Consider the following 21,927-nt stretch of genomic DNA (forward strand, 5'->3'; position numbering starts at 1 on the left):
GCCCGGCGCTGGCAGCGGGGGCTGGTCGGGTCAGCTGAACAGCGGGCCGAGGTCGGTCAGGCGCCCGGTGGGCTGCGCGGGCCCGAAGGTGTAGCTGCCGAACACGCTGAGGAACTCTCCGTGCGTGAGGTCGCGGGTCTGGCCGCTGGGACCGGTGGCCTGCACGGTCTCGCCGCGCGCGGTGAGCGAGTACTCGCCCAGTTCGCGCACGGCGGCCTTGCGGCCCCGCCCGGTGTGCAGCAGGGCCTGCACGCGGTATTCGCGGCCGCCGCGTTCGTTCAGGAAGGTGAGGAGGTCTGCGGGCGACAGCATGGGCGCGTCAGCATAGCGTACCCGGCCGTCCCCCACCCGCTGCGCGCGTCAGGAGACGACGGTCCCCTGACCGCCCAGCGCGGCGCTGACCGGCTGGCCGTGGCGGGCGTCGCCGAAGATGACGCGCCGGACGCCGCCCTGCACCGCCTCGGCCGCGCCCAAGACCTTCTTCTTCATGCGGTCCTGCGCGAACTCCAGGTAGTTCTCGACGTCGGCGGCAGGAATCTCGCGGATCAGGCTGCTCTCGTCGGGGTAGGCGCGCAACAGGCCCGGCACGTTGGACAGCAGCAGCAGCGCGTCGGCCTTCAGAGCCACCGCCAGGGCGGCGGCGGCGCGGTCGCCGTCCACGTTGATCGCCACGCCGTCGTAGGAGCTGGCGGGCGGCGTGAGGACCGGCAGGTACCCCCCGGCGAGCAGCAGGTCGATCAGGCCGGTGTTGACCTTCTCGACGGTGCCGGTGTGGTCGCCGCGCAGGACCTTGACCTTGCCGTTCTCGACGGCGCGCACGGAGTCCTTGTGTCTGCCCTCGAAGATGCGCCCGTCCAGGCCGCTGAGGCCGACGGCGTTCACGCCGAGCCGCTGGAGGCGTTCGACGATGCCCTTGTTCATCTTGCCGCAGTACACCATCTCGAAGATCTCCAGGGTCTGGCGGTCCGTGAAGCGGGAGGTGTAGCCGCTGGGGCTGGTGACGAACCTGGGGGGGTGTCCGAGGGCCTCGGCGACGCGGTTGGTCTCGCCGCTGCCGCCGTGGACGAGGATCAGGCGTTCCCCGTTCTTCCAGCGGGCGGCGATGTCGGCGCAGACGGCGTCGTAGTCGATTCCGGCGCTTCCGCCGACCTTCACAACAATCATACCCGGCATCCTAGCGCATGACAGGAAGACGGGTCAAACTCTTATCAATTGAAAATGGCGGGCAGGAGAATCAAGCCTGCCACGATCAGCACATCGGCCAGCGCCCACGCCAGCGCAATCCGGCGGAACACCCGCTGGTACGCGACCTTGCGGGTCTTGTGCCGGAAAGCCCGCTGCGCCAGCCACGACCCCAGCCAGCCGCCCCGCGCCTCCAGGGCGTGCAGCTCCCGCTCGGGGGTGCGGGTGCGGCCCTGCCCCTCGGCCGCCAGGCCCTTGTCCCGCCACATCGCCACGAAGGCGACCAGTCCCCACACGACCTGCCACGCCAGGATCAGGCGCAGCAGCAGCGCCACCACGCCCGGTAGATCGCCCGGCACCTACTGCATGGTGCGCGGCAGCGCCTGGGTGGGAAGGATCTTCCTCGGCTCGCGGAACTCGATGTTCTCCCACTCGCCCTCCTCGACGACCTCCAGGGCCGGGTTCAGCGCGCGGAAGTGCGCCACGACCTCCTGCACCAGATCGTCCGGGGTGCTCGCCGCACTCGTGATCCCCACAGAGCGCACGCCCGTGAAGTCCACGCCCGCGAGGTCCGCCGCCGTCTCCAGCCGCACCGAACGGCCGCACTCGGCCTGCGCGAGTTCCAGCAGCCTCATGCCGTTGCTGCTGTGCGTGCTCGTCAGGACCAGAAACAGGTCCACGTGCGGCGCGATAGCCTTCACAGCGTCCTGGCGGTTCTTCGTGGCGTAGCACAGGTCCTCGCTGGGCGGCACCACCAGCGCCGGGAAACGCCCCTTGAGGATCTCGATGGTGCGCCGGGTGTCGTCCACGCTGAGGGTCGTCTGGGTGAGTACCACCAGCCGCTCCGGGTCCGGCACCTGCACCGTGTGCGGATCGGCCAGCCCCTCGCCGGTCTTGCCGAGCACGCCCACCACGATGGTCGCCTCGGGCGCCTCGCCGCGCGTGCCGATGACCTCCTGATGGCGGGCGCTGTCGCCGATCAGCAGGATCGTGTAGCCCTCACGGGCGTACTTCTTCGCCTCGGTGTGCACCTTCGTGACGAGCGGGCAGGTCGCGTCGATGGTCGCCAGCCCCAGCGCCCGCGCCCGCTCGCGCACGGCGGGGCTGATGCCGTGCGCGCTGAACACCACGGTCTCGCCCCCCTGCGGCAGGGCCTCCACGCTGTCCAGATCCTCCACGAAGTGCACGCCGTAGCCGGATTCCAGCCGGTCCACGACCGTGTGGTTGTGCACGATGGAGTGGTACACCGTCACCGGTTTCGCTTCGGTCTGCGCGGCCTTCTCGACCGCCTGAATGGCCATCACGACCCCCGCGCAGAAGCCGCGGGGTTTGGCCAGATGAATCCGCTCGATCATGCCGCCCAGTGTAGAGCGCGTTCCAGCCGGGAACCGTGCGCCCGCGCGCCGGTTCAGGGGAAGCTGTCCGCCCTCGGGCAGCAGGTGGGGCGTCAAGCCGGTCTGGACCTCTCCGGGGGTGCTCTGCCCCTCAGCCGTGAAAAACCTTATCGGCATCTTCATGAGAGCGCTCCTACACTGACCCTCAGCCCATGACAGTCGCTGCCTTCGTGCATCCCTTCAACCCCTCCCAGTCAGTTCTCGTCTGTCGCGCCGCCCACCTCTCCCCCGCCATGCAGGTCAAACTCATTGCCCTCGCGCTCAGGGACGGGTATCAGGTCGTCGTGGTCGGCCAGCGCCACCCGGACCTGAGTCAGGCGCTGGGCACGCCCACGCCCGCCTGCACGCCCGACGCCATCCACGCCGATCTCGTCGAGGCCCCCAGCGCCCAGCACGCGCTGGCCCACGTGCGCTGCACGCCGCGCAACACCTTCATCCTGCACACGGCAGGCGACGTGATCGGGATGTACGCGGCAGTCCTGGTGCGCCCGGGGACGCCCGCCAGCGTGCCCGCCCCGCCCGATCCCCCCGCCCCGCCGCGCCGGTGGGATGGCCGCGTGGGCCGTCACGCCGCGTACTGACCGGACGATGGAACCACTGCCATCAGGAGTCAGGGCGCCGCGCGGGTGATGCGGGCCAGCCAGGACTCGGCCGGCACCGGGACACTGCTGGTCGTCCAGGCCTGCTCGAAACTGCGCTCCTGGGCCGCCACGGCGGCCGCGTTCCCGGTCGCCAGGGCCGCCTCGGCCAGCCCGGCGCTCCCCCACGCGCTGAAGTGGAAGTTCATGCTGCCCGCCACGACGAGCGCGTGATCCACGGTCATCACCTTGCTGTGCATCCTGAACGTGCTGTAGTGCGCCTCGAAGCGGTCCTCCAGGCCCCGGCGGCGCAGTTCGCGGCGCATCAAGGCCACGCCGGTGCGGTTGGCCGGTTTCCCGAACCCGTAATCCACGACCAGCAGCCGCACGTGCACGCCCCGCTCCATGGCCGACAGCAGGGCCGGGAAGTACACCGGTAGCCGATCCAGGGTGCAGGGATCAGGGTTCAGGTAGCCGAACCAGCAGTCCAGCCCCGGACTGAAATCCGCCTGCATCAGGTCGATGCTCTGGCGCGCCGCGCCGATCAGGGCGAGGTGCGCGCGATCCGCGAAATCCTCCCCGGCGGTGCGGCGGTACAGCACGAAGGCCCGGTCCGGTCCGGCCGTGACGGCGCGGGCGGCCGGTGCCGGGTGAGAGGGGGACTGCGGCGTCACGAGGGCGCAGCGCGCCGCCACGTCCCCGGGGGCCACCTCGTCCGGGCAGCGCAGTTCGTCACTGTGCCGCCACAGGTCGTCGAAGACCGCCACACCCTCCTGCGCAGCCGGGCCGCGCACCCGCAGGCCGGTGTCGTGCAGCGCCAGACCGCCGGGCTCGCCCAGCGGCAGGTGCCAGCCCGTGAAGTTGTAGCCGCTGACCGTCAGATCCTGCCCGTCGATCACGTGCAGTTTCACGTGACTGTGCGGCAGGTAGGCGTAGTTCAGGAGCGTGACCGTCCAGCCCACGCGGGCATCACCCAGGGGCACGCCTGCCGCCCGCAGGGCGCGGGCGAGCCCCAGCACCTGCGCGGTGCCCGCCGGATCGTTCAGCTGCGGGTAATTGCCCAGCAGCACGCGGACGGTCATGCCCTGCGGATACGCGGCGGGGTCGGCCTGCACGCGGCGGTACAGGTCGCGGGCCGCCTGCACGAAGGTGTCCCCGGGGCGCCCTGGGTCGCTTTCCCACTCCATGCTCGTGAGCAGCACCTCGGCCCGGGCGGACTGCATCTCGGCCGCGAGCACCTCATAGGCGTCCTGCGGGCTGTCCAGGTCGCGGGGGGTACGCACGAAGCCCAGCACCTCGTTCCCGCAGGACAGGTCGGGGCCACCGCGCGCGCGGTCCAGGGTCCACAGCACCCGCTCCAGCGGGGCGTCCGGCGGGGCGCAGATCTGCGGGGCGGGCGTGACGGGCGGCGCAGCCGGGCCGAGGAACAGCGGGAGGCGCGCGGCGTGCGCCCCGGCAGGCAGCAGCAGGGCAAGGAGCAGGAGGGCGGCGCGCATCTGCCCGGCAGGCTAGTGCCCGCACGCCGTGACCACCAGCGCATCTGCATGAGAGACCTGAACAGACTCTTGAGAGACCCGCCCCAGACCAGACAGAGGGGCGCCGTCACCGCGCGCCCCTCTGGATCCATTGCAGGCGGGTCAGTCCACGACCTTGAAGCCCAGTTTCTCGGCCTGCTCGACGAAGAAGTTGATGTTCTCCGTGAGGGTCTGCTGACCGAGGCTCTTGCGGTGGTGTTCGCCGGTCGCGGCGATGATCAGCGTCTCGGCGAGGCACGCCGGCACCTGTCCCTCCCCGAACTGCAGGTCGATGTTGCTCGTCATGCCGCCGGGGGGCCGCACCACGCCGCCGGGGATGACGCGCACGCCGGGGATGGCCTGCACGCTCTCGTCCACGTCGGCCGGGCGGCCCTCGTCGAAGATCCACGCGCCGGGCTTGACGTGCTGCGGGAAGATCACGGGGTTCGGGTCGCTGGTGGCCGTGAAGATCAGGTCGGCGTCCTTCAGGGTGTCGTAACTGGTGGTGGCGATGATCTCGGTGTCCTTCGCGGCGCGGCGCAGGGTGCCGGCGGTGCGTTCGAGCCGCTCGGCGTCACGGCCGATCATGATCAGTTTCGCCACCTGCGGCGCGATGGTCCGCGCGATCCCGAAGGCCACCACGCCGTTCGCGCCGACCACGGCGGCGGTCGCGTGCTTCAGGTCGCGGCCCTCGGCGGCGAAGTGCTCCAGGATGCCGGGAATGGCCGCCTTGATGGTCCCGGAGGTGTACGCCCCGCCGTTCGTGATCGTCAGGTCCGGCACGGCGGCCTGCACGTCGACGCCCTTGTTCCCCACCACACTCCAGAAGGCCCCCAGCCCGAAGACCTCGGCGCCGAGTTCCTGCGCGAGCCGCGCGCCCTCGATGGCGCGGCGGGTGGCGAGCTCGGGGTTGTCGCGGAACACGTCCGGCAGCAGCGGGCTGGAGAGCAGGTAGCAGCGGATGCTCTTGCCGTCCACCGTGCGGATCCCCTGGAGTTCCCCTATCTTCATGGGGCGCAGGCTGTCGGCCATCTGGCGCACGCTGCGCTCGCTGACGACGCCCTTTTCCACCAGTGGGCGCAGCCACGCGAAGCGCCGCGCGCTCCAGAAGTTCTCCAGGTTCATGGGATGGATCATGAACGCCGCCACGACCTCGTCGCTGCGCCGCCCGGCCAGCGGGACCGCCTCGCCCAGGCGCGGTTCGGTACCGTCCACCATGCGGCCCACGTTCTCTTTGAACCGCCACGCCGCGGCGATCAGCAGCGCCAGCGCCGCCAGTTTCGCGGCCGGGCCGAGTGGCTGCGCCGCGACGGCCAGCGTGAAGGCCAGCAGGGCCGCCAGGGTCGCGGCGCTCACGTAGCCCCAGAAGCCGGCCACGGCAGCGTAGATCAGGACCGGCAGCGCGCACACCCACAACGGGAGCGCGCCCGTGACCGCCAGACCCGCCAGCACGCCCAGCAGCACCAGATTCCCGCGCCCGCGCGGGGGCGTCTCGCCGTACAGGGCGCGCGGCGGGTTCAGGTGCCCCAGGTACGCGGCCAGCGCCGCCATGACCGTCACCTCCGGCAGGTTCAGGCTGGCGGCCATCAGCACCGCCAGGAAGCCCTTGGCCGCGTCGAGCAGGGCGGTCAGCGCGGCCAGCTGCGGGCCGACGCGGTACAGGACGTTCTCCACGCCCAGGTTGTGCGGGTTGTTGACGCGGACGTTCACGCCCGCGCGCGACAGGACAGCGTGCCCGAGGGGTGCGCTGCCGGTCAGGAACGCCACGAGCAGCAGCAGGGCCGAGAGAAACAGCATGCCGCGCATTCTACGGCACGGGGTGGCCCCGCCCCCGGCCGCCGGGTCAGGAGGCCGGCAGGTGCCGGTGTTCCCACACCAGGTCGCGCAGCACCCAGCCGCTGCCCGGGAAGCGCAGGCCCAGCCGCAGTTCGCCCAGCAGGTACTCGCGGACGTCGCGCACGCTGGTGCCCGCCTCCACCGCGTCACCCAGTGTCCGCTGGCCGTCGAGCAGCCGGGCGACCGGGTGGAGCGCGGCGCGCTGCCCGGCGGGCTGGAGTTTCAGCCGCGACCACTCGAAGCGGCCGGTGGGGGCCAGGCGCCCGTCCCGGACGGCCTGCGCGGCGGTCTGCGCCACCTCGAACAGCGGCAGCTCGACCTCGCGGGCCACGGCGCGCACCGAGCGGCCCTGCTCGCCGTCGAACATCGGCACGCGGCCCTGGAACACCTGACTGGGACTGCCGATGGCGGCGCAGACCAGATCCCACTCGTCGCTGATGCGCGCCCAGTCGGTCGAGAAGTGGCCGTACGGGGCCAGGGGCGCGCCGGTCACGCCACGCTGCTCGAACCGGAAGGTGCCGGACTCGGCCAGGATCGGGCTGGCGTGGATGGCCTCGCTGCCCACCCAGTCGAGGATGCCGCCGGAGATGATCTCGCCGTTCATGAACGCCACGGTGAAGGGCACGTCGGACTGCACCTCGAGGACGCCCGTCTGCCGGGTGGTGTGGACGAGTTCCAGGACGCCCATCAGGGGCACATCGCTGAGCAGACCTTGCATGAATGTCTGCACGCTACCACCTCTCTGTCAGGCGCCCCGCGGATCAGGCCATACACCCGGCAGGGGCGTGCCCGCCCGCACACCGGCCCGCCCACAGCGGTGAAGCCCAGACCGGCGGGCCGGGGCCACCGCTCAGGTCCCGCGCAGATCGGCCCAGGCCCCCCCGAGTTCGTGGGCGACGTCGGTGGCCCCCAGGCCGTAGCCGAAGCGGACGGCGGCGCGCTCGCCGGCCCGGGCGTGCAGGCGCACCCCGAGCCGGGCGGCGTCCCACGCCTCCAGGCCCTGCCCCAGCAGCGCCGCCAGGACGCCGCTGAGGGTATCTCCCATACCGGCGCTCGCCATGCCCGGGTGCCCGCCGCGCGAGACGCTCAGCTCCCCGGTGCGGGCCACGACGCTGGGGCCGCCCTTGAGGACGACCACCCCGCCCAGCCGGTCCTGCAACGCGCGGGCGGCGGCCAGCGGGTCGCGGGTGATCCCGGCGGCCGAGGTGCCCAGCAGCCGGGCGGCCTCGCCGGGGTGGGGCGTCCAGAGGCACGCCGCGTGCCCGCGCCCGGCCAGTTCGGGCTGGAGGGCGTCGGCGTCGAGGACGGTGGGGACCGCCCAGCCCAGCACCTCCAGGGCCAGGGCGGCGGCGTCCGGGCCCAGGCCCATGCCCAGGGCCACCGCGTCCGGGCGGCGCGCGGCGGGGGTATCGCGCAGGAACGCGGCGAGATCCGGGTGCCGCTGCGCCATGAGTTCCGGGGTGACGAGCGGCACCTCGGCCGCCGAGTGCAGCGTGACCAGCCCGGCCCCCGCGCGCAGCGCCCCCAGGCCGGCCAGGGCGGGGGCGCCGGTCGTGCCGGGGTGCCCCCCCACCACCCACACGCGCCCGGCCACGCCCTTGTGGGCGGCGGCGGTGCGCTGCAGCAGCAGGGGCGCCAGGTCCAGGTCGCCGGGCTGCTCGGCCACCTGAACGTCCGCCACCCAGGCGGGCGGGACACGCAGCGGCGCGAGCACCACCTCGCCGCTGCGTGCCGCCGCGTCCCCGAACAGCAGCGCGGCCTTCAACCCGGCGAAGGTGACGGTCACGTCCGCCTGCACGCTGGACTCCGCGCCGTTCGCCTCCGGCACCGTGGCCTGCGTGGCGTCCAGGCCGCTGGGCAGGTCGATGGCCAGCACGGGCGCGCCGCGCGAGCGGGCGGCGTTCAGCGCCGCCACCACCCCGGCCAGGGCGGGCCGCAGGGGGGACGGAACCCGGTGCCCAGCAGGCCGTCCACGACCAGCGCCGCGCCGCCCGCCTGCCGGGCCAGGGCAGCCGGGGTCAGGGGCCGGGTGTGGCCCCCCACCGCGTGCCAGCGCCGGCGGTTCAGTCGGGTCAGCGGGTGGGTGGAGGGGCGGGCCAGCACGCGCACGTCCCGCCCCAGTGCGAGGAGGTGCCGGGCGGCCACGAAGGCGTCCCCACCGTTGGCGCCCCCGCCGGCCAGCAGCAGCACGGGGCCCGCCGGGACGCGCCGCCCGGCCTCGTTGGCCACCGCGCGGCCCGCCTCCTCCATCGCCAGGTCGAGCAGGCCCGCCCGCTCCAGCCGGGCGTCCAGCGCGCGCACGCCCTCCGGGTCGAGGATCGCCGTCACGCGCCCGCCCCGCCTCAGCTGCCCGCGCCGCGCAGCGCCAGGAAGACGATCAGCGCCAGGACGGCCAGCACGGCGAACCGCAGGTACTTGAGGTTCGGGTTGCGGCTGAACTGCTCCTTCACCTCGGCCTGGGTGTCCTCGCGCGAGCGTTTCATGGCGAGCCGCTGCCCCTGCCGGATGTGCCGCACGCCCTCGGCGACGCGGCCCTGGCGGCGCACCGCCACGCCGAGGTTGTGGTGCCCGCCGTCGTACTCGGGCGCCAGGCGGATGACCTCGCGGTAGATGGTCTCCGCCTCCGCGAAGCGTCCGGCCTCCAGTTCGAGGTTGCCCAGGTTCGTCAGCGCGCGGTAGTGCCCGGGGTCGGCGGCGCGCGCGGCGTCCAGGGCCGCGCGCGCCTGCACCTCGTCGTCCAGCATCGCGTGCAGCACGCCCTGGGCGTTGAGCGCCTCGGCCCGCGTGAGGGGCTGCGCCAGCGCGCCCGCGAGCCGCTCGGCGAGCACCTGGGCGTCCGGTTCCTTCTGCGCGGCCTCCAGGGCGTTCAGGGCCTCCAGCACGGCGTCCGGATGGACATACAGCCGCAGTTCAGCCGCCAGCGGGTGGGCCAGCTCGCGCGAGACGCCCTGGTACGCCAGGAGCTGCTGCCGGGCCGCCGGGTAGCGCCGGGCGCGGATCTCGCCCTGCACCGAGCGCAGGATCTGCAGGGCGTCGATCAGCTCCGGGCTCTCGCCCTGCACGCTGGCGGTCGCGGCGGCCCGGCGCCAGTCCCCGGCGCGGATCAGGTCCGCCAGGGACGGCGGCGCGACCGGCGTGTCCGTCGTCACGGCGACACCCGCGCGGTCTGGGGGCGGGGCGGGGAGGGTGGCAGCAGCGGCCCGGAACGGAAACTCACCCCGTGAGTATACTGACGTGTTCCCGGCGCGCCCGCAGCGGCGCTCACCGTTGTCCCGCCCCCAGTTCCCCCCACTTCCTGGCCCCGGAGGGCCGTCGCCGCATGCCCAGAGACTCCCGCAGATCCCCCCGAACCGCCGCGCGCCCGGCCGAGCGCCGCGCCGGTGACCGCCGACCCGCCGCGCCCGACCACGAGGAGCGTGACCTGAGCGCCGCGCCGCTGTACTCCCCGGCGCGGGTGCGCGACCTGCTCGACCGGCACGGCCTGAAACCCACCAAGAGCCTCGGGCAGAACTTCCTGATCGACGGGAACATCCTGCGCGCCATCGCCCAGGCGGGCGGCGCCGGGGCCGGCGTGCCCGTGCTGGAGATCGGCCCCGGCCTGGGCGTCCTGACCCGCGAGATCGCCTCGCGCGGCGCGCAGGTCACGGCGCTGGAAAAGGACGAGCGGCTTCGCCCGGTGCTGGCCGAAACCCTGGACGGCCTGGACGTGCAGGTCGTGTGGGGCGACGCGCTGGACTTCGACTACGCGGCGCTGCCCCAGGGCACGCGGGTCATTGCCAACCTGCCCTACTACATCACGGGCCTGCTGCTGTCGCGCTTCATGCGCGCGCCCGGCATCGTCTCCGCGACGGTGCTCGTGCAGAAGGAGGTCGGGCAGCGCCTAGCCGCGCGGCCCGGCGAGGAGAACTACGGCTTCCTGAGCGCCATCGCCGCGCTGTACGGCAGCGTGCAGCACGTCCGGGACGTGCCCAAGGGCGCGTTCCTGCCCGCGCCGGACGTGACGAGCGCCGTGATCCGCCTGGACTTCGACCGCACCCGCGCGGCCCCCGAACCGGCATTCCTGTCGTTCGTGGAGACGGCGCTGCATCACCGCCGCAAGACGCTGCGCAACAACCTGCGCCTGACCGGCATGGAGGGAGAGGCGATCGACGCGGCCCTGGAGGCCGTGGGGCTGCGCCCGGACGTGCGCGCCGAGGACGTCAGCCTGGGTGACCTGCGTGACATGGCCGTCAAACTGGGCGTGATACGGTAGTCGCAGCACGCTGGATCACCCGTCCCACCCGCCATTCAGGAGCCGCCGACCCCGGCGTCCCGGAGGAAAATCCTGTGAAGTTCTACATCATCGGTGACGTGACCGTCGATCACCTCTATCACCTTGAGCGTCTGCCCGAACCCGGCGAGGAAGTCACGCCGACCCAGGCGAGCATGAAACCCGGCGGCGCCGGCGGCACCATGAGCGTCACCCTGGCCCGCCTGGGCCACGCCGTCACCCTGGCCGCCCGCGTGGGCGACGATCCCTTCGCGGAGTACGCCCTGAGCCGCGTGCGCGAGAGTGGCGTCAGCGAGGCGGCCATCCAGCGGGACGCCAGCCGCATCACCAGCACCATCACGGTCATGCAGACCAGCGGCGGCGAGCGCGCCATGATCAGCGACGGCGCGGCCAACCGCCAGCTCGACCCGGCCGGGCTGAAGAAGAAGGACGTGGAGGGCTCGGACGCGCTGATCATCAACGCCTACGCCCTGACCGAGGGGCCGCAGCGCGAGTTCAGCCTCGCGGCCATCGAGGCGGCGCGCGGCGCGAAGACGCCGGTCCCGGTATTCATCGACCTGGGGACCGGCGCCGTGAACAAGGCCGGCACCACCCTGCTGAGCGACGTGGTCGGCGCAGATTACCTGATGCTCAACCAGCACGAACTCCAGGCGCTGACCGGCACCAGTTCGATCAGCGCGGCGCTGGCGCAGCTGGGCAAGGCCGGCGCGCAGCGGGTCGTGGTGAAGGTCGGCAAGATGGGCTCGATCACCTGGACGCCCGACGACACCGAACTCGTGGACGCCTATCGGCCCGCCGGGAAGGTCGTGGACTCCACCGGGGCCGGGGACACCTTCACGGCCGTGTTCGCGCACGCCATCCTGGCCGGGGCGGGCATGGGCGGGGCGGCGCGCGCCGCGAACGCGGCCGGGGCCCTGGCCGCGACCGGGGTGGGCGCGCAGGAACGGCCCATCACCCACGAGGATCTGGCGGCCATCGTGCCGGAACTCGCCGCAGCGGCGCCCGCGCCCGCCCCGGCCCCTGCGAAGACCACGCGCAGCCGCAAGACACCGGCCAGCTGAGACACCGCTTAGGGCCGCAGAAGGGGGGGCCGGTAGGCTGTGACGCCACCGGCCCCCCTTCTCTGCTGCCGCTTAGACTTCCAGCGCCTTCTTGTTGATGAAGGGCATCTTGTCGCGCAGTTCCTTGCCCACGACCTCCAGGGTGTGGTCGCGCATCTTGCCGCGCTGCTCCTCCATGAAGGGGAAGCCGGCCTCGGCGTCGGCGATGAAGCGCTCGGCGAACTTGCCGGTCTGGATGTCGCTCAGCACGCGGCCCATCTCGGCTTTCGTCTCGGCGGTCACGACGCGGGGACCGGTGACGTAGTCGCCGAACTCGGCGGTGTTGCTGATGGAGTGGCGCATGCCCTCGAAGCCCTTCTCGTAGATCAGGTCGACGATCAGCTTGACCTCGTGCAGCGTCTCGAAGTACGCGATCTCGGGCTGGTACCCGGCTTCCACCAGGGTCTCGAAGCCCGCCTGGATCAGGTGGGTGACGCCGCCGCACAGGACGCTCTGCTCACCGAAGAGGTCGGTCTCGGTCTCTTCCTTGAAGGTGGTTTCCAGCACGCCGGCGCGGGTGCAGCCGATGCCGTTCGCGTACGCCAGGGCGATGTCGCGGGCGTGGCCGGTGGCGTCCTGCTGCACGGCGAAGATGCCGGGCATGCCCGCACCGTCGGTGTAGACGCGGCGCAGCATGTGGCCGGGGCCCTTGGGCGCCACGAGGAACACGTCCACGTCGGCGGGGGGCGTGATGCGGCCGAAGTGCACGTTGAAGCCGTGCCCGAAGGCCAGGGCCTTGCCGGCGCTCAGGTGCGGGGCGATGCTCTGCTCGTACACCTTGGGCTGCTGCTCGTCGGGGATGAGCAGCATGATCACGTCGGCTTCCTTCGTGGCGTCCTCGATGCTGGCGACGCGCAAGCCCGCCTGCTCGGCCTTGGCGCGGCTGGCGCTGCCCTCACGCAGGCCGACGACGACGTTGAAGCCGCTGTCACGCAGGTTCTGGGCGTGGGCGTGCGCCTGGCTGCCGTAGCCGATGATGGCGATCAGCTTGTTCTCGATGGGGGCGGTGCTGACGTCTCGGTCGTAGTACATTGTTGCAGCCATGTTCGGGATTCTCCTACAGAACGTGATTTGAGTGACTGGGCGGACTAGGCGGGTTCAGGAAGGTTGATGGGTTTTCTTTCGACCATCAACTGTCAACCATCTTCCTAGAACAGATTGGGGACGTGGCGGGCGCGTTCTTCGCGCGGCTGGACTTCCAGGGTGGGTTGCAGGGCCTGCGTCTCGCCCTCGTGGTAGACGTGCGTGGGGATGTCGGCGTTGCTGCCTCGGGTCAGGGCGATGCGGCCGGTGCGCATGGTCTCCAGGATGCCGAAGGGGCGCATCTGCTCGATGAAGGCGGTGATCTTGCCCTCGTCGCCGGTGACCTCGAAGGTCAGGGCGTGGCGGCCGACGTCCACGATGCGGCTGCGGAAGTCCTCGGCGATCTGGCGGACCTCCACGCGGCTCTCGGGGGTGATGGCGACCTTCACGAGCACCAGTTCGCGGTCCACGTACTTCTCGAGGCTGTGGTCGATGATGCGCACCACGTCGTGCAGTTTCTCCAGCTGGCGGATGGCCTGTTCGACCACGCCGCGGTCGCCGCTGACGACGATGGTCATGCGGGACACGCCGGGGTGTTCGGTGCTGCCGACCGAGAGGCTGCGGATGTTGTAGCCGCGGCGGCCGAACAGGGCGGTGATGCGGGTCAGGACGCGGGGTTCGTCGCGCACCAGGATGGACAGCAGGTGGTCTCGGGTGTCGGTCATGCTTCGCTGGCCTCCTCGGCGGCGTCCTGCATCTGCGCGGACAGGTCGGGGCTCCTGACGGGTTCGGTCTCGATCATCTCGTACAGCGCGGCCCCGGCGGGCACCATGGGGAACACGCCGTGCTCGTGCGGGACCACGACTTCCAGCAGCGCGCTCTTCGGGTCGCTCAGCCACGCGTCGATGGCGGCAGGCAGCTCCTCGGCGGTGGTGGCGCGGTAGCCGGGCACGTCGTAGGCGCCGGCGAGCTTGATGAAGTCGGGGTTGCTGTCGCCCAGCCAGACCTCGCTGTAGCGCTTCTCGTGGAAGAGTTCCTGCCACTGGCGGACCATGCCCAGGAACGAGTTGTTGATGATGCAGATCTTGACGTTGCGGACGTCGTACATCTTCAGCGTGGCAAGTTCCTGCGCGGTCATCTGGAAGCCGCCGTCCCCGGCGATGACCACGGAGCGCACGCCGGGCTCGGCCATGCCCGCGCCGATCGCGGCGGGCAGGCCGAAGCCCATGGTGCCCAGCCCGCCGGAGTTGATCCAGCGGCGGGGCTTCTCGAAGCGGGCGAGCTGCGCGGCGAGCATCTGATGCTGCCCCACGTCGCTGGACAGGATGTCGTCGGGGCGCAGGCGGTCCACGACGGCCTTCACGGCGTACCCGGCGCCGTAGGTTTCGGGGGTGACGGTGCGGCTCTTCCAGTCCTCAATCTGCGCCTTCCACTCGGGGCGTGGGGTGGGCTGGGCGCCCTCGGCGAGGAGCTGGGCGGCCTGCTTCGCGTCGCCGCGCACGGGGACGTGGGTGCGGATGATCTTGCCGATCTCGGCGGCGTCGAGTTCCACGTGGATGATCGCGGCGTTCGGCGCGAAGCCGCTGACGCGGCCCGTCACGCGGTCGTCGAAGCGCAGGCCGATGCCCAGCAGGACGTCCGCCTCGCTGATCGCGCGGTTCGCGGCGACGCTGCCGTGCATGCCGGGCATGCCCAGCCACAGCGGATCGCTGCTGGGGAACGCCCCCAGGCCCATCAGGGTGGTGATGACCGGGATGTCCCAGGCGCGGGCCAGGGCGGTGATCTCGGCGCTGGCGTCCAGGCTGCCGCCGCCCGCCATGATCACAGGTTTCTTCGCGCCGCGCAGCAGCTCCAGCGCGCGCTCGACGCTCTCGGGGCTGGGGGCGGGCGCCTCGGGGCGGGCGTGCGGGGCGGGAATCTCGCCGTGGAAGGCGGCCAGCTGGATGTCCTTGGGAATGTCCACGAGCACGGGGCCGGGGCGGCCCGAACGGGCGATGCGGATGGCTTCCGCCACGATGAGGGGCAGTTCCTCCACGTCGCGCACCACGTAGTTGTGTTTCGTGATGGGCAGGGTGATGCCGGTGATGTCGGCCTCCTGGAAGGCGTCGGTGCCCATCAGGTGCGACGCGACGTTCCCGGTGATCGCCAGCAGCGGCACGCTGTCGAGCATCGCGTCGGCCAGCCCGGTCACGAGGTTGGTGGCGCCGGGGCCGCTGGTGGCCATGCACACGCCGATCTCGCCGGTCGCCTTGGCCCAGCCTTCGGCGGCGTGCGCGGCGCCCTGCTCGTGGCGGGTCAGGACGTGCCGCACCTCGGGGTAGAAGGTCAGGGCGTCGTACACGGGCATGATCGCCCCGCCGGGGTACCCGAACACGGTGCTGATGCCGTGGTTCGCGAGGGTCGCCCACAGGGCCTTCGCGCCGGTCATATCGCCCCGGTGGGGGGCGTGCTGCTTGCCGTTGTCTGCCATGGTCTCCTCCGTGCCTGCGCTCGTATGAAAAACCCCCACCCGGGTGTGGGTGGGGGTGTGCGGGTCGGCGGTACGCCTAGCCTCGGACTCCCCCGATGCTAAGAAGTACCACCACGATCGCCGCGTTCATGGCCTCACCATAGGCCCCGGCCTGAACCGGGTGCAAGGCGCGTCTAGACCGCCGGGCGTTCCGGACCGGGGAACAAACGGGCGTTCGTACGTCAGGTGAAAGGTCAAAAGTCGGTGGCTGATGGAATCGAACTCCATCAACCACCGACCTTTCACTCTCAACCCCTGGGGCCGGTCTCGTACACCGCCTGCCAGGCCTTGTACACCGTGCTGACCTTGTCGGTGCGCACGCCGCTGGCGTCCTTGATGGTCCGGGTGATGTAGAGGCTGTAGCCGTCGGCGGCCCAGTCCACCTGACGCATGGTGCCGGGGCGCAGGTTCGGGTTCACCACGTACTTGGGGGCCGGGTGCGGCACGCGGGCGGTGATGACCGCCGGGCTGATGTTGACGGTCCGCTTGGGCTTCACGCCCCAGACCTCCACGGTCAGGGTGCTGCGGGCGTCGTCGTTGCGGGTCTTGATCAGGATGGGCGCCGTGGTGTCGTTCTTCATGCGCAGGTCGAGTCCAGGGTCGTACACGGCGGCCTCGAAGCCCACCTGCGGCTCGTAGTAGCCCACGCGGTAGGAGTGCTGGTTGCGCTCGACGATCGGCAGGCCCGCCTGGTACAGCGCGCGGAAGGTGGTGGTGCTCACCTGGCACACGCCGCCGCCCAGGCCGTCCACGGTGCGGCCACCGCTGATGATCAGGCCGCCCACGAACCCGTTCGACGCGTCGATACCCCCCAGGCTGTTCAGGAAGCTGAATACCTCACCGGCCGGGACCACCGAGCCGTTGATCTTCGCGGCGGCGTTGGCGACGTTCGTGCGGCGCGCGGCGCTGGAGTGGTAGTACGTGCTGGTCCCCACGGCGATCAGTTCGAGCTTGTCGGCGGCGGGAAGTTTGTCGACCGTCAGGGTAGGCTGGTCGGCTTTGCTGGGGAACACCACGGTCTTGACGGTGGGATCGAGCACGGCCTTGCGGAACAGCGCGTACGCGGCGGCGCGGTCGGTGACCAGCCCGGCCTTCTCCTTCGCCTTGACCAGCTTGCCGCCCTGGAGGACGTAGCGGGCGTTCAGGGCAGGCTGGTCGACGGCGTCGGTCAGGCGGCCGAACGCGGCCTTGAGGGTCGCGTCGTCGGGTTCGATGCCGCTGTCACGCACCCAGTACAGGTCGGCGACCTGGAGGGCGGTCAGGCCACCCTTGCGGGCCGTGCCGTTCAGCGTGACGGTGAAGGGGCGGGCCAGGGCGTTGCCCTGCGCCACGTACGTGTTCAGGGTGGCGGCCGTGAGCTTCGCGGGTGTGGCCTTCACCGTGACGGTCAGTGCGGTCAGGTCGGGGTTGGCGACGTAGGCGTTCACGGCGCCGGTCACGTCGGGGCTCAGGCCAGGCGCATCGGCTTTCACGGCGTAGCGCTTGCTGACCTTGTCGAAGTACACGCTGGCGTTTTTCGGGGCGGTGTTCAGCCCGGCCGTCAGGGCGGTCAGGGTAGCCTTCGCCCTGGCGGCGTCCACGGCGGCGGTCAGGGGGATGTCCTGGGTGGGGGCCTGACCGATCATGCCCTGGAGTTTCTGGAGGACGCCGCGCTCCTGCGTGATCTTCAGCGCGGCGTCCACACTGGTTGCCGCGTCGGCGTGCCAGCCGAGTTTCTCGGCACTCAGCGTCCAGGTGGTCTTGCCGGCGGTAACAGTGACCTGCGGGGGCGTCGCGGCGCGGCTGCCCACGGCGGCCAGGGCCTGCTCGCGGGTCATGCCGCTCACGTCCGTCCCGGCGATGCGCAGGCCGGGGGCGAGGGTGGTGGTGTTCTGCGTGGCGGCAACCGCGAGCGCTCCCCCCACGAGGAGAGCGACGGTTCCGGCGGTGATTCCTGCGGCCCAGACCTTCATCGCAGGCAGTGTAAGGAAGTTCACGCGTCCGTGATTGAGAATTGTGCACGTTCGCCAGACAGGTGCCTCTTCATGAAGCTTCCGTCAGGAACAGGGGCCCCATACGTCCCGCCAGTTCGGACGAAATGCGCAGGAGCCCCTCCAGCACATGGAGGAGCCCACCGCTCAATGCAGGCCCACGCCCCCCCGCTCGGGGAAGGCGTGGGCCTGGGGAGGCGACCTTAATACGGATTCCGTTTGTTTCGTGAACAGATCGGAAGACCACCGATCTGTCCACTCCACGTCCGGAACCCGCTTCGCTCCTCCTCGCATCCGCTCGGGTTGAAAGATTTTGCAAACCTTTCAACCGGAGTCCGCATTACTCGGTCTGGGTCTGTTCCTGCTGCGCGGCGGCCAGTTCCGCCTGCCGCTCGGCGCGGGGATTCACACCGTTCAGAACGCGCTCGAACGCGGCGACCACCGTGTCGATCTGCTCGCGGCTGATGGTCACGGGCGGCAGGAAGCGCACGACCAGCGGCGTCGCCTGGAGGGTCAGCACGCCCTCCTCATGTTCCAGCGCGTGGATGTACGGGGCGCTCTTCTCTTTGAGTTCCACGCCGATCATCAGGCCCAGGCCGCGCACCTCGCGGATCTTGGGGCTCTGGATCGCGCGGAGCTTCTCCATGAAGTACGCGCCCTTCTCGCGGGCCTGCTCGGCCATGCCCTCGCGCTTCATGGCGCGGATTGCGGCCACCCCGGCGGCCATCGCCAGCGGGTTCCCGCCGAACGTGCCGCCGTGCCCCCCGGCGGGCATGCGGTCGGCGACGTCGGCGGTCATCACGAACGCGCCGATGGGAACCCCACCCGCCATGGCCTTGGCTAGGGTCATGCCGTCGGGGATCACGCCGTAGTGCTCGGCGGCGAACATCTTCCCGGTGCGGCAGAAGCCGGTCTGGATCTCGTCGAGAATCAGCAGCGCGCCCTTCTCCTGCGTCAGGCGGCGGGCCTCCTGGATGAATTCGGGGCTGGCGGGGCGCACGCCGCCCTCGCCCTGCACGGGTTCGAGGATCACGGCGGCCGTATCAGAGGTGATCGCGGCGCGCAGTTCCTCAATGTTGCCGTACGTCACGAAGTCCACGTTGCGGTTGTCCACGGCCTCACCGAAGGGCTCGCGGTACTTGGGTTCCCAGGTGAACGCCAGCGCGCCCAGGCTGCGGCCCGAGAAGCCGCGCTTCATGCTCACGAACCGCTTGCGGCCCGTGGCGGTGATCGCGAACTTCTTCGCTGCCTCCATGGCCTCGGTGCCGCTGTTGCACAGGAACACGCGGTCCAGCCCGGCGGGCGTCACGCCGACCAGTTCGGTCAGGAACTCGGCGCGTTTGTCGTTCGGGAGGCTCTGGGGCATCACGAGCAGCCGCTCGGCCTGATCCCTGATGGCCTTCACGACGTCCGGGTGGCAGTGGCCGATGTTCGCCACGCCGTACCCGGCGACGCAGTCGATGTACGAGCGGCCGGCTTCGTCCCAGACGACGCTGCCCTGCCCGCGGGTCATGACGACCTCATGCTTGCCGACGACGCGGCTGTCGTACTTCAGTTCGGCTTCGAGCCACTTGCTCTGGGTTGAGGTCATGCGGGGAGTCCTCCGTGCGGGGGTGGAAAAGGGCGGGGTGAGCTGATCTGGCCGCGCCGGGGCGCAGGCGGGATGCGACAGTGTAGGCCCTGCTGGCCCTGTCAGGTGCCCGGGTGTCCAGGGGACACGATCATGGCACACGACAAGCAATCCAGTCATTCTTCCTGGCATGCGGAAAGCCAGGGGTGGGGGTAAGGAGTCTGCTGCGGAGTGGTCAGGCGTCGGTCCGCAGCGGGGTCGCCCCTGGTTTCGCGCGGGGCGGCAGGTTGATCAGGCCCAGGCCGCTGAGGACCACGAGTACGCCCAAGACGGACAGCGCCCCGACGGGCTCCCCGGCCAGCGCGGCCCAGCCCAGCCCCCAGACCGGCAGGGCGTACGTGACGGCGGTGACCTGGGTGGGGCTCACGCGGGCCAGCAGGCCGTAGTACAGCAGGTACGCCAGCCCGCTGCCGACCACGCCCAGGAAGAGGGCGGCACCCACGGCGGTCAGGGTGAGGGGAGCGGGGGCCGGGCCGATCAGCGCGACCGGGAGCAGCATGACGCTGCTCAGGCCCAGTTGCGTGGTCGCCAGCCCCACCGGGTTCAGGCCGCCCAGGGTGCGTTTGGCGATGGTGGTGGCGATGGCGTACCCCAGGCTGGCGAGCAGCAGGATGATCACGCCGTGCAGCGTGGCGTGCCCGCCGCCCAGTCCGCCGGAGACCGTGAGGGCCACGCCGCCCAGGCCCAGCAGCACGCCGCCCAGCGTCAGGCCACTCAGGCGGGTGTCGCGCAGGGTCAGGCCGATCAGCAGCGCGAACAGGGGCGTGGTCGCGTTGATGATCGCCGCGATGTTGCTGCTCACGGTCTGCTCGCCCCACGCGAAGAACGACCACGGGATCACGTTGTTGAACAGCGCCACCAGCAGCAGCGGTTTCCACAGCCGGGCGGGCGGCAGGGTGTGGCGGCCCAGCCGCAGCGCGAGCAGCAGCACCGCCGCGCCGAACACGGACCGCAGCAGCGCCACCCACACCGGCGGGAACACCTCGCCGCTCAGGCGGATCAGCAGGAACGACACGCCCCAGAACGCCGAGAGCAGGAACATATCCAGCGCGTCGCGGCGGGTCACGCGCGGCTCCCCGGCACGAACGGCGCGGCGAGGTGCGCGGGCAGCTCGGGCCAGCCGTCCTCCTGCGCGGCGCCGTCCGCCCAGTTCTCCTTGCCGCTCCAGCGCTCGATACTCAGGGCGTAGACGGCGGTGCGGGCCAGATCGGCGTCCGTGATGGGCCGGGTATGCGTGCCCACGCGCAGGCCAGGGAACACCCGCTCGCTGAGTGTGGTCAGGGCCGCGCGGGCGTCCTCGCCGCGCAGGACGCGGGCGGTGCCGAACACGATCACGGAGCGGTACTGCACGCTGAGTTCCAGCGGCGAGGTGCTGGGCAGCAGCGCGCCGGTCTCGGTGACCTCGAAGGTCGCGGGGTGCCCCTGTGCCTCTGCCTGTTCGGTGTTCGCGCGCAGGCGACCCACGACGTTCGTGTGGTACACGAGGTCCCGCGACCCGGGCCGGTACGCGAAGGCCAGCGGCGTCACGAAGGGCCACACCCGGTCGTCCTCGCCCCGGTACACGGTCGCCACGCGGCCCAGCGGCACGCGCAGCAGCAGATCCTCGATCCAGGCGTCGTCCCGGCGGTTCTGCGGGCGGCGGCTGACGCTGGGGTCGCGCTGTGCGGGGTCGTAGAAGCCGCTCACGGGGTCACCTCTTCCCGGAGGCCCCGCCCGGCCGGGCGGAATTCCATCTGGCGGGCGGTGCGTTCGGCCAGCGCGCGCGAGTGCAGCCGCTCCACGAGGTGCAGGGTCATGTCGATCCCCGCGCTGATGCCGCCCGACGTGACCACCGCGCCCGAGTCCACCCAGGCGACGTCCGGCACGACCGTCAGCGCCGGGAACTGCGCCTGGAGGTCCGCCTGATCCTCCCAGTGGGTGGTGACGCGCCGGCCGTCCAGCAGGCCCTCCGAGGCCAGCAGGAAGGCACCGGTGCAGATCGAGGCCAGAACCTCCACCCGCGCCGCCTGCCCCCGCACCCACGCACGCACGCGCGGGTCGGCCATTGGCGCGTCCATCACGCCGCCGGGCACGATCAGCACATGCAGTGGCGGGTGATCGTCCAGCGTGGCGTGCGGCAGGACCCGGAACCCCCCGCGTCCGACCGCCGGGGCGCCCGACGCGCCGATCAAGACCGGCTGGAATGGGACCGCCTCGCCGTCCCGCCCGGCCAGTCGCGTGGCGACACTCAGGACCTCGAAGGGCCCGCCCAGGTCGAGGACCTCGATGCCGTCGAAGATCAGGATGCCGACGGTGCGGGTCATAGCAACTCCGATTGAATGGTTTGCACAACCAGCTCAATCCGAGCGGAGGCGAGAAGGAGTAAAGCGGAGTCCGGGCGTGGAGTGAGCAACCCGGCGCCCTCCTGGGGTGTGAACGCAACAGACGGACTCCGCGTCATGCCGTCCCCCGACCCAGCGGGAGGCTGAAGTGGTGCGCGGTGACGTTCATTCCGGCGCGGTGGTACAGGCGGTGGGCGGCGTGGCGCGTCTCCCCCACCCCGGAGTCGAGGTGCAGCGCCGCGCAGTCCAGTTCGCGGGCGCGGCCCTTCAGCCAGTGCAGGAGCGCGCGGGCGTGACCGCGTCCACGGGCGCCGGGCAGGGTGCTCAGGTCGTCCACATACAGCGTGGGGCCGGCCCAGAGGAGGTGCATGACGCGGTATCCAGCGACGGCGGCGGCCTCCTCGCGGCCCGGTTCGAACGCGCCGACCAGCGCGTAGCCCTCGGGGCCGGTCGTGTTCAGAAAGGCGCGCAGGGCGTCGGGCGTGGCGGTGTGGGGCGAGTCGGGCCGCAGCGCGCGCAGGGCCGGGAGGGCCAGCTCGGCCTGCGCGGGCGGGATGGGGCGGAGGTCACGGGGCTCGGTCATGGGCGTACACTACGGGG

General features: G+C 71.5%; 21 protein-coding genes and 1 pseudogene. 3 read left to right on the forward strand and 19 right to left on the reverse strand.

Features of this window, described 5'->3' with window-relative positions:
• Positions 1 to 30: 30 nt before the first annotated feature.
• The 4 genes from AUC44_RS08515 to ispH are packed head-to-tail and all read right to left on the reverse strand — an operon-like array spanning position 31 to position 2,537.
• On the reverse strand, positions 31 to 312 hold the full coding sequence (locus AUC44_RS08515; protein ID WP_062158239.1) for a hypothetical protein: 282 nt from the start codon (positions 310 to 312) through the stop codon (positions 31 to 33).
• Positions 313 to 360: 48 nt separating this feature from the next.
• Positions 361 to 1,164, reverse strand: coding sequence for a [LysW]-aminoadipate kinase (locus AUC44_RS08520; RefSeq protein ID WP_062158240.1), 804 nt, complete (start codon positions 1,162 to 1,164; stop codon positions 361 to 363).
• Positions 1,165 to 1,208: 44 nt separating this feature from the next.
• Positions 1,209 to 1,541 carry a DUF1294 domain-containing protein gene (locus AUC44_RS08525; RefSeq protein WP_062158241.1) on the reverse strand — a complete coding sequence of 111 codons (333 nt, stop codon included), beginning with the start codon at positions 1,539 to 1,541 and terminating at the stop codon, positions 1,209 to 1,211.
• Positions 1,542 to 2,537 carry a 4-hydroxy-3-methylbut-2-enyl diphosphate reductase gene (gene ispH / locus AUC44_RS08530; RefSeq protein ID WP_062158242.1) on the reverse strand — a complete coding sequence of 332 codons (996 nt, stop codon included), beginning with the start codon at positions 2,535 to 2,537 and terminating at the stop codon, positions 1,542 to 1,544. It abuts the gene before it with no gap.
• A 191-nt stretch (positions 2,538 to 2,728) separates the two neighbouring features.
• On the opposite strand from ispH, the gene AUC44_RS08535 reads away from it, so the two are divergent.
• A complete protein-coding gene (locus AUC44_RS08535; RefSeq protein WP_157445245.1) occupies positions 2,729 to 3,157 on the forward strand; it encodes a hypothetical protein in 429 nt (142 codons plus the stop codon).
• A gap of 29 nt (positions 3,158 to 3,186) precedes the next feature.
• On the opposite strand, the gene AUC44_RS08540 is transcribed toward AUC44_RS08535, so the two are convergent.
• The 6 genes and pseudogenes from AUC44_RS08540 to AUC44_RS16820 form a co-directional block, all read right to left on the reverse strand.
• On the reverse strand, positions 3,187 to 4,650 hold the full coding sequence (locus AUC44_RS08540; RefSeq protein WP_062158244.1) for a phospholipase D-like domain-containing protein: 1,464 nt from the start codon (positions 4,648 to 4,650) through the stop codon (positions 3,187 to 3,189).
• Between the two features lie 141 nt (positions 4,651 to 4,791).
• Positions 4,792 to 6,465: a glycerol-3-phosphate acyltransferase gene (locus AUC44_RS08545; RefSeq protein WP_062158245.1), complete on the reverse strand. Its 1,674-nt coding sequence runs from the start codon at positions 6,463 to 6,465 to the stop codon at positions 4,792 to 4,794.
• Between the two features lie 46 nt (positions 6,466 to 6,511).
• Positions 6,512 to 7,222, reverse strand: coding sequence for a DUF4388 domain-containing protein (locus tag AUC44_RS08550; protein ID WP_062158246.1), 711 nt, complete (start codon positions 7,220 to 7,222; stop codon positions 6,512 to 6,514).
• A 132-nt stretch (positions 7,223 to 7,354) separates the two neighbouring features.
• Complete coding sequence (locus AUC44_RS08555; protein WP_417926371.1) at positions 7,355 to 8,332, reverse strand: NAD(P)H-hydrate dehydratase; 978 nt, start codon at positions 8,330 to 8,332, stop codon at positions 7,355 to 7,357.
• Positions 8,321 to 8,754: pseudogene (locus tag AUC44_RS17305) on the reverse strand (NAD(P)H-hydrate epimerase); the annotation flags it as partial. The pseudogene AUC44_RS17305 and the gene AUC44_RS08555, both read right to left, overlap by 12 nt.
• Positions 8,755 to 8,846: 92 nt before the next feature.
• Complete coding sequence (locus AUC44_RS16820) at positions 8,847 to 9,653, reverse strand: tetratricopeptide repeat protein (RefSeq protein ID WP_062158247.1); 807 nt, start codon at positions 9,651 to 9,653, stop codon at positions 8,847 to 8,849.
• 170 nt (positions 9,654 to 9,823) lie between these two features.
• On the opposite strand from AUC44_RS16820, the gene rsmA reads away from it, so the two are divergent.
• Entirely contained in the window at positions 9,824 to 10,756 is a 933-nt protein-coding gene (gene rsmA, locus AUC44_RS08565; protein ID WP_082688999.1) for a 16S rRNA (adenine(1518)-N(6)/adenine(1519)-N(6))-dimethyltransferase RsmA, read from the forward strand.
• Between the two features lie 74 nt (positions 10,757 to 10,830).
• The gene (locus tag AUC44_RS08570; protein WP_082689000.1) at positions 10,831 to 11,835 is read left to right on the forward strand and encodes a carbohydrate kinase family protein; all 1,005 of its coding nucleotides are present in this window, start codon (positions 10,831 to 10,833) and stop codon (positions 11,833 to 11,835) included.
• 72 nt (positions 11,836 to 11,907) lie between these two features.
• On the opposite strand, the gene ilvC is transcribed toward AUC44_RS08570, so the two are convergent.
• From ilvC to AUC44_RS08615, 9 genes are all read right to left on the reverse strand, one after another.
• A complete protein-coding gene (ilvC, locus tag AUC44_RS08575; RefSeq protein ID WP_062158248.1) occupies positions 11,908 to 12,918 on the reverse strand; it encodes a ketol-acid reductoisomerase in 1,011 nt (336 codons plus the stop codon).
• A gap of 104 nt (positions 12,919 to 13,022) precedes the next feature.
• Positions 13,023 to 13,622 (reverse strand): acetolactate synthase small subunit, encoded by a 600-nt coding sequence (gene ilvN, locus AUC44_RS08580; protein WP_062158249.1) that lies wholly within the window; start codon positions 13,620 to 13,622, stop codon positions 13,023 to 13,025.
• Positions 13,619 to 15,367: a biosynthetic-type acetolactate synthase large subunit gene (gene ilvB, locus AUC44_RS08585; protein WP_062158250.1), complete on the reverse strand. Its 1,749-nt coding sequence runs from the start codon at positions 15,365 to 15,367 to the stop codon at positions 13,619 to 13,621. Before ilvB ends, ilvN begins: the two co-directional genes overlap by 4 nt.
• A gap of 287 nt (positions 15,368 to 15,654) precedes the next feature.
• Positions 15,655 to 17,358 carry a VanW family protein gene (locus tag AUC44_RS08590; protein WP_062158251.1) on the reverse strand — a complete coding sequence of 568 codons (1,704 nt, stop codon included), beginning with the start codon at positions 17,356 to 17,358 and terminating at the stop codon, positions 15,655 to 15,657.
• A 358-nt stretch (positions 17,359 to 17,716) separates the two neighbouring features.
• Entirely contained in the window at positions 17,717 to 18,967 is a 1,251-nt protein-coding gene (locus AUC44_RS08595) for an acetylornithine/succinylornithine family transaminase (RefSeq protein WP_062158252.1), read from the reverse strand.
• Between the two features lie 214 nt (positions 18,968 to 19,181).
• Complete coding sequence (locus AUC44_RS08600; protein ID WP_062158253.1) at positions 19,182 to 20,072, reverse strand: DMT family transporter; 891 nt, start codon at positions 20,070 to 20,072, stop codon at positions 19,182 to 19,184.
• Positions 20,069 to 20,692 carry a pyridoxamine 5'-phosphate oxidase family protein gene (locus AUC44_RS08605; RefSeq protein WP_062158254.1) on the reverse strand — a complete coding sequence of 208 codons (624 nt, stop codon included), beginning with the start codon at positions 20,690 to 20,692 and terminating at the stop codon, positions 20,069 to 20,071. Before AUC44_RS08605 ends, AUC44_RS08600 begins: the two co-directional genes overlap by 4 nt.
• A complete protein-coding gene (locus AUC44_RS08610; RefSeq protein WP_062158255.1) occupies positions 20,689 to 21,309 on the reverse strand; it encodes a DJ-1/PfpI family protein in 621 nt (206 codons plus the stop codon). The genes AUC44_RS08605 and AUC44_RS08610 overlap by 4 nt, the downstream gene beginning before the upstream one ends.
• 133 nt (positions 21,310 to 21,442) lie before the next feature.
• Positions 21,443 to 21,910: a GNAT family N-acetyltransferase gene (locus tag AUC44_RS08615; protein ID WP_062158256.1), complete on the reverse strand. Its 468-nt coding sequence runs from the start codon at positions 21,908 to 21,910 to the stop codon at positions 21,443 to 21,445.
• Positions 21,911 to 21,927: the final 17 nt, after the last annotated feature.

Source organism: Deinococcus actinosclerus, from assembly GCF_001507665.1.
GTDB classification, from domain to species: domain Bacteria; phylum Deinococcota; class Deinococci; order Deinococcales; family Deinococcaceae; genus Deinococcus; species Deinococcus actinosclerus.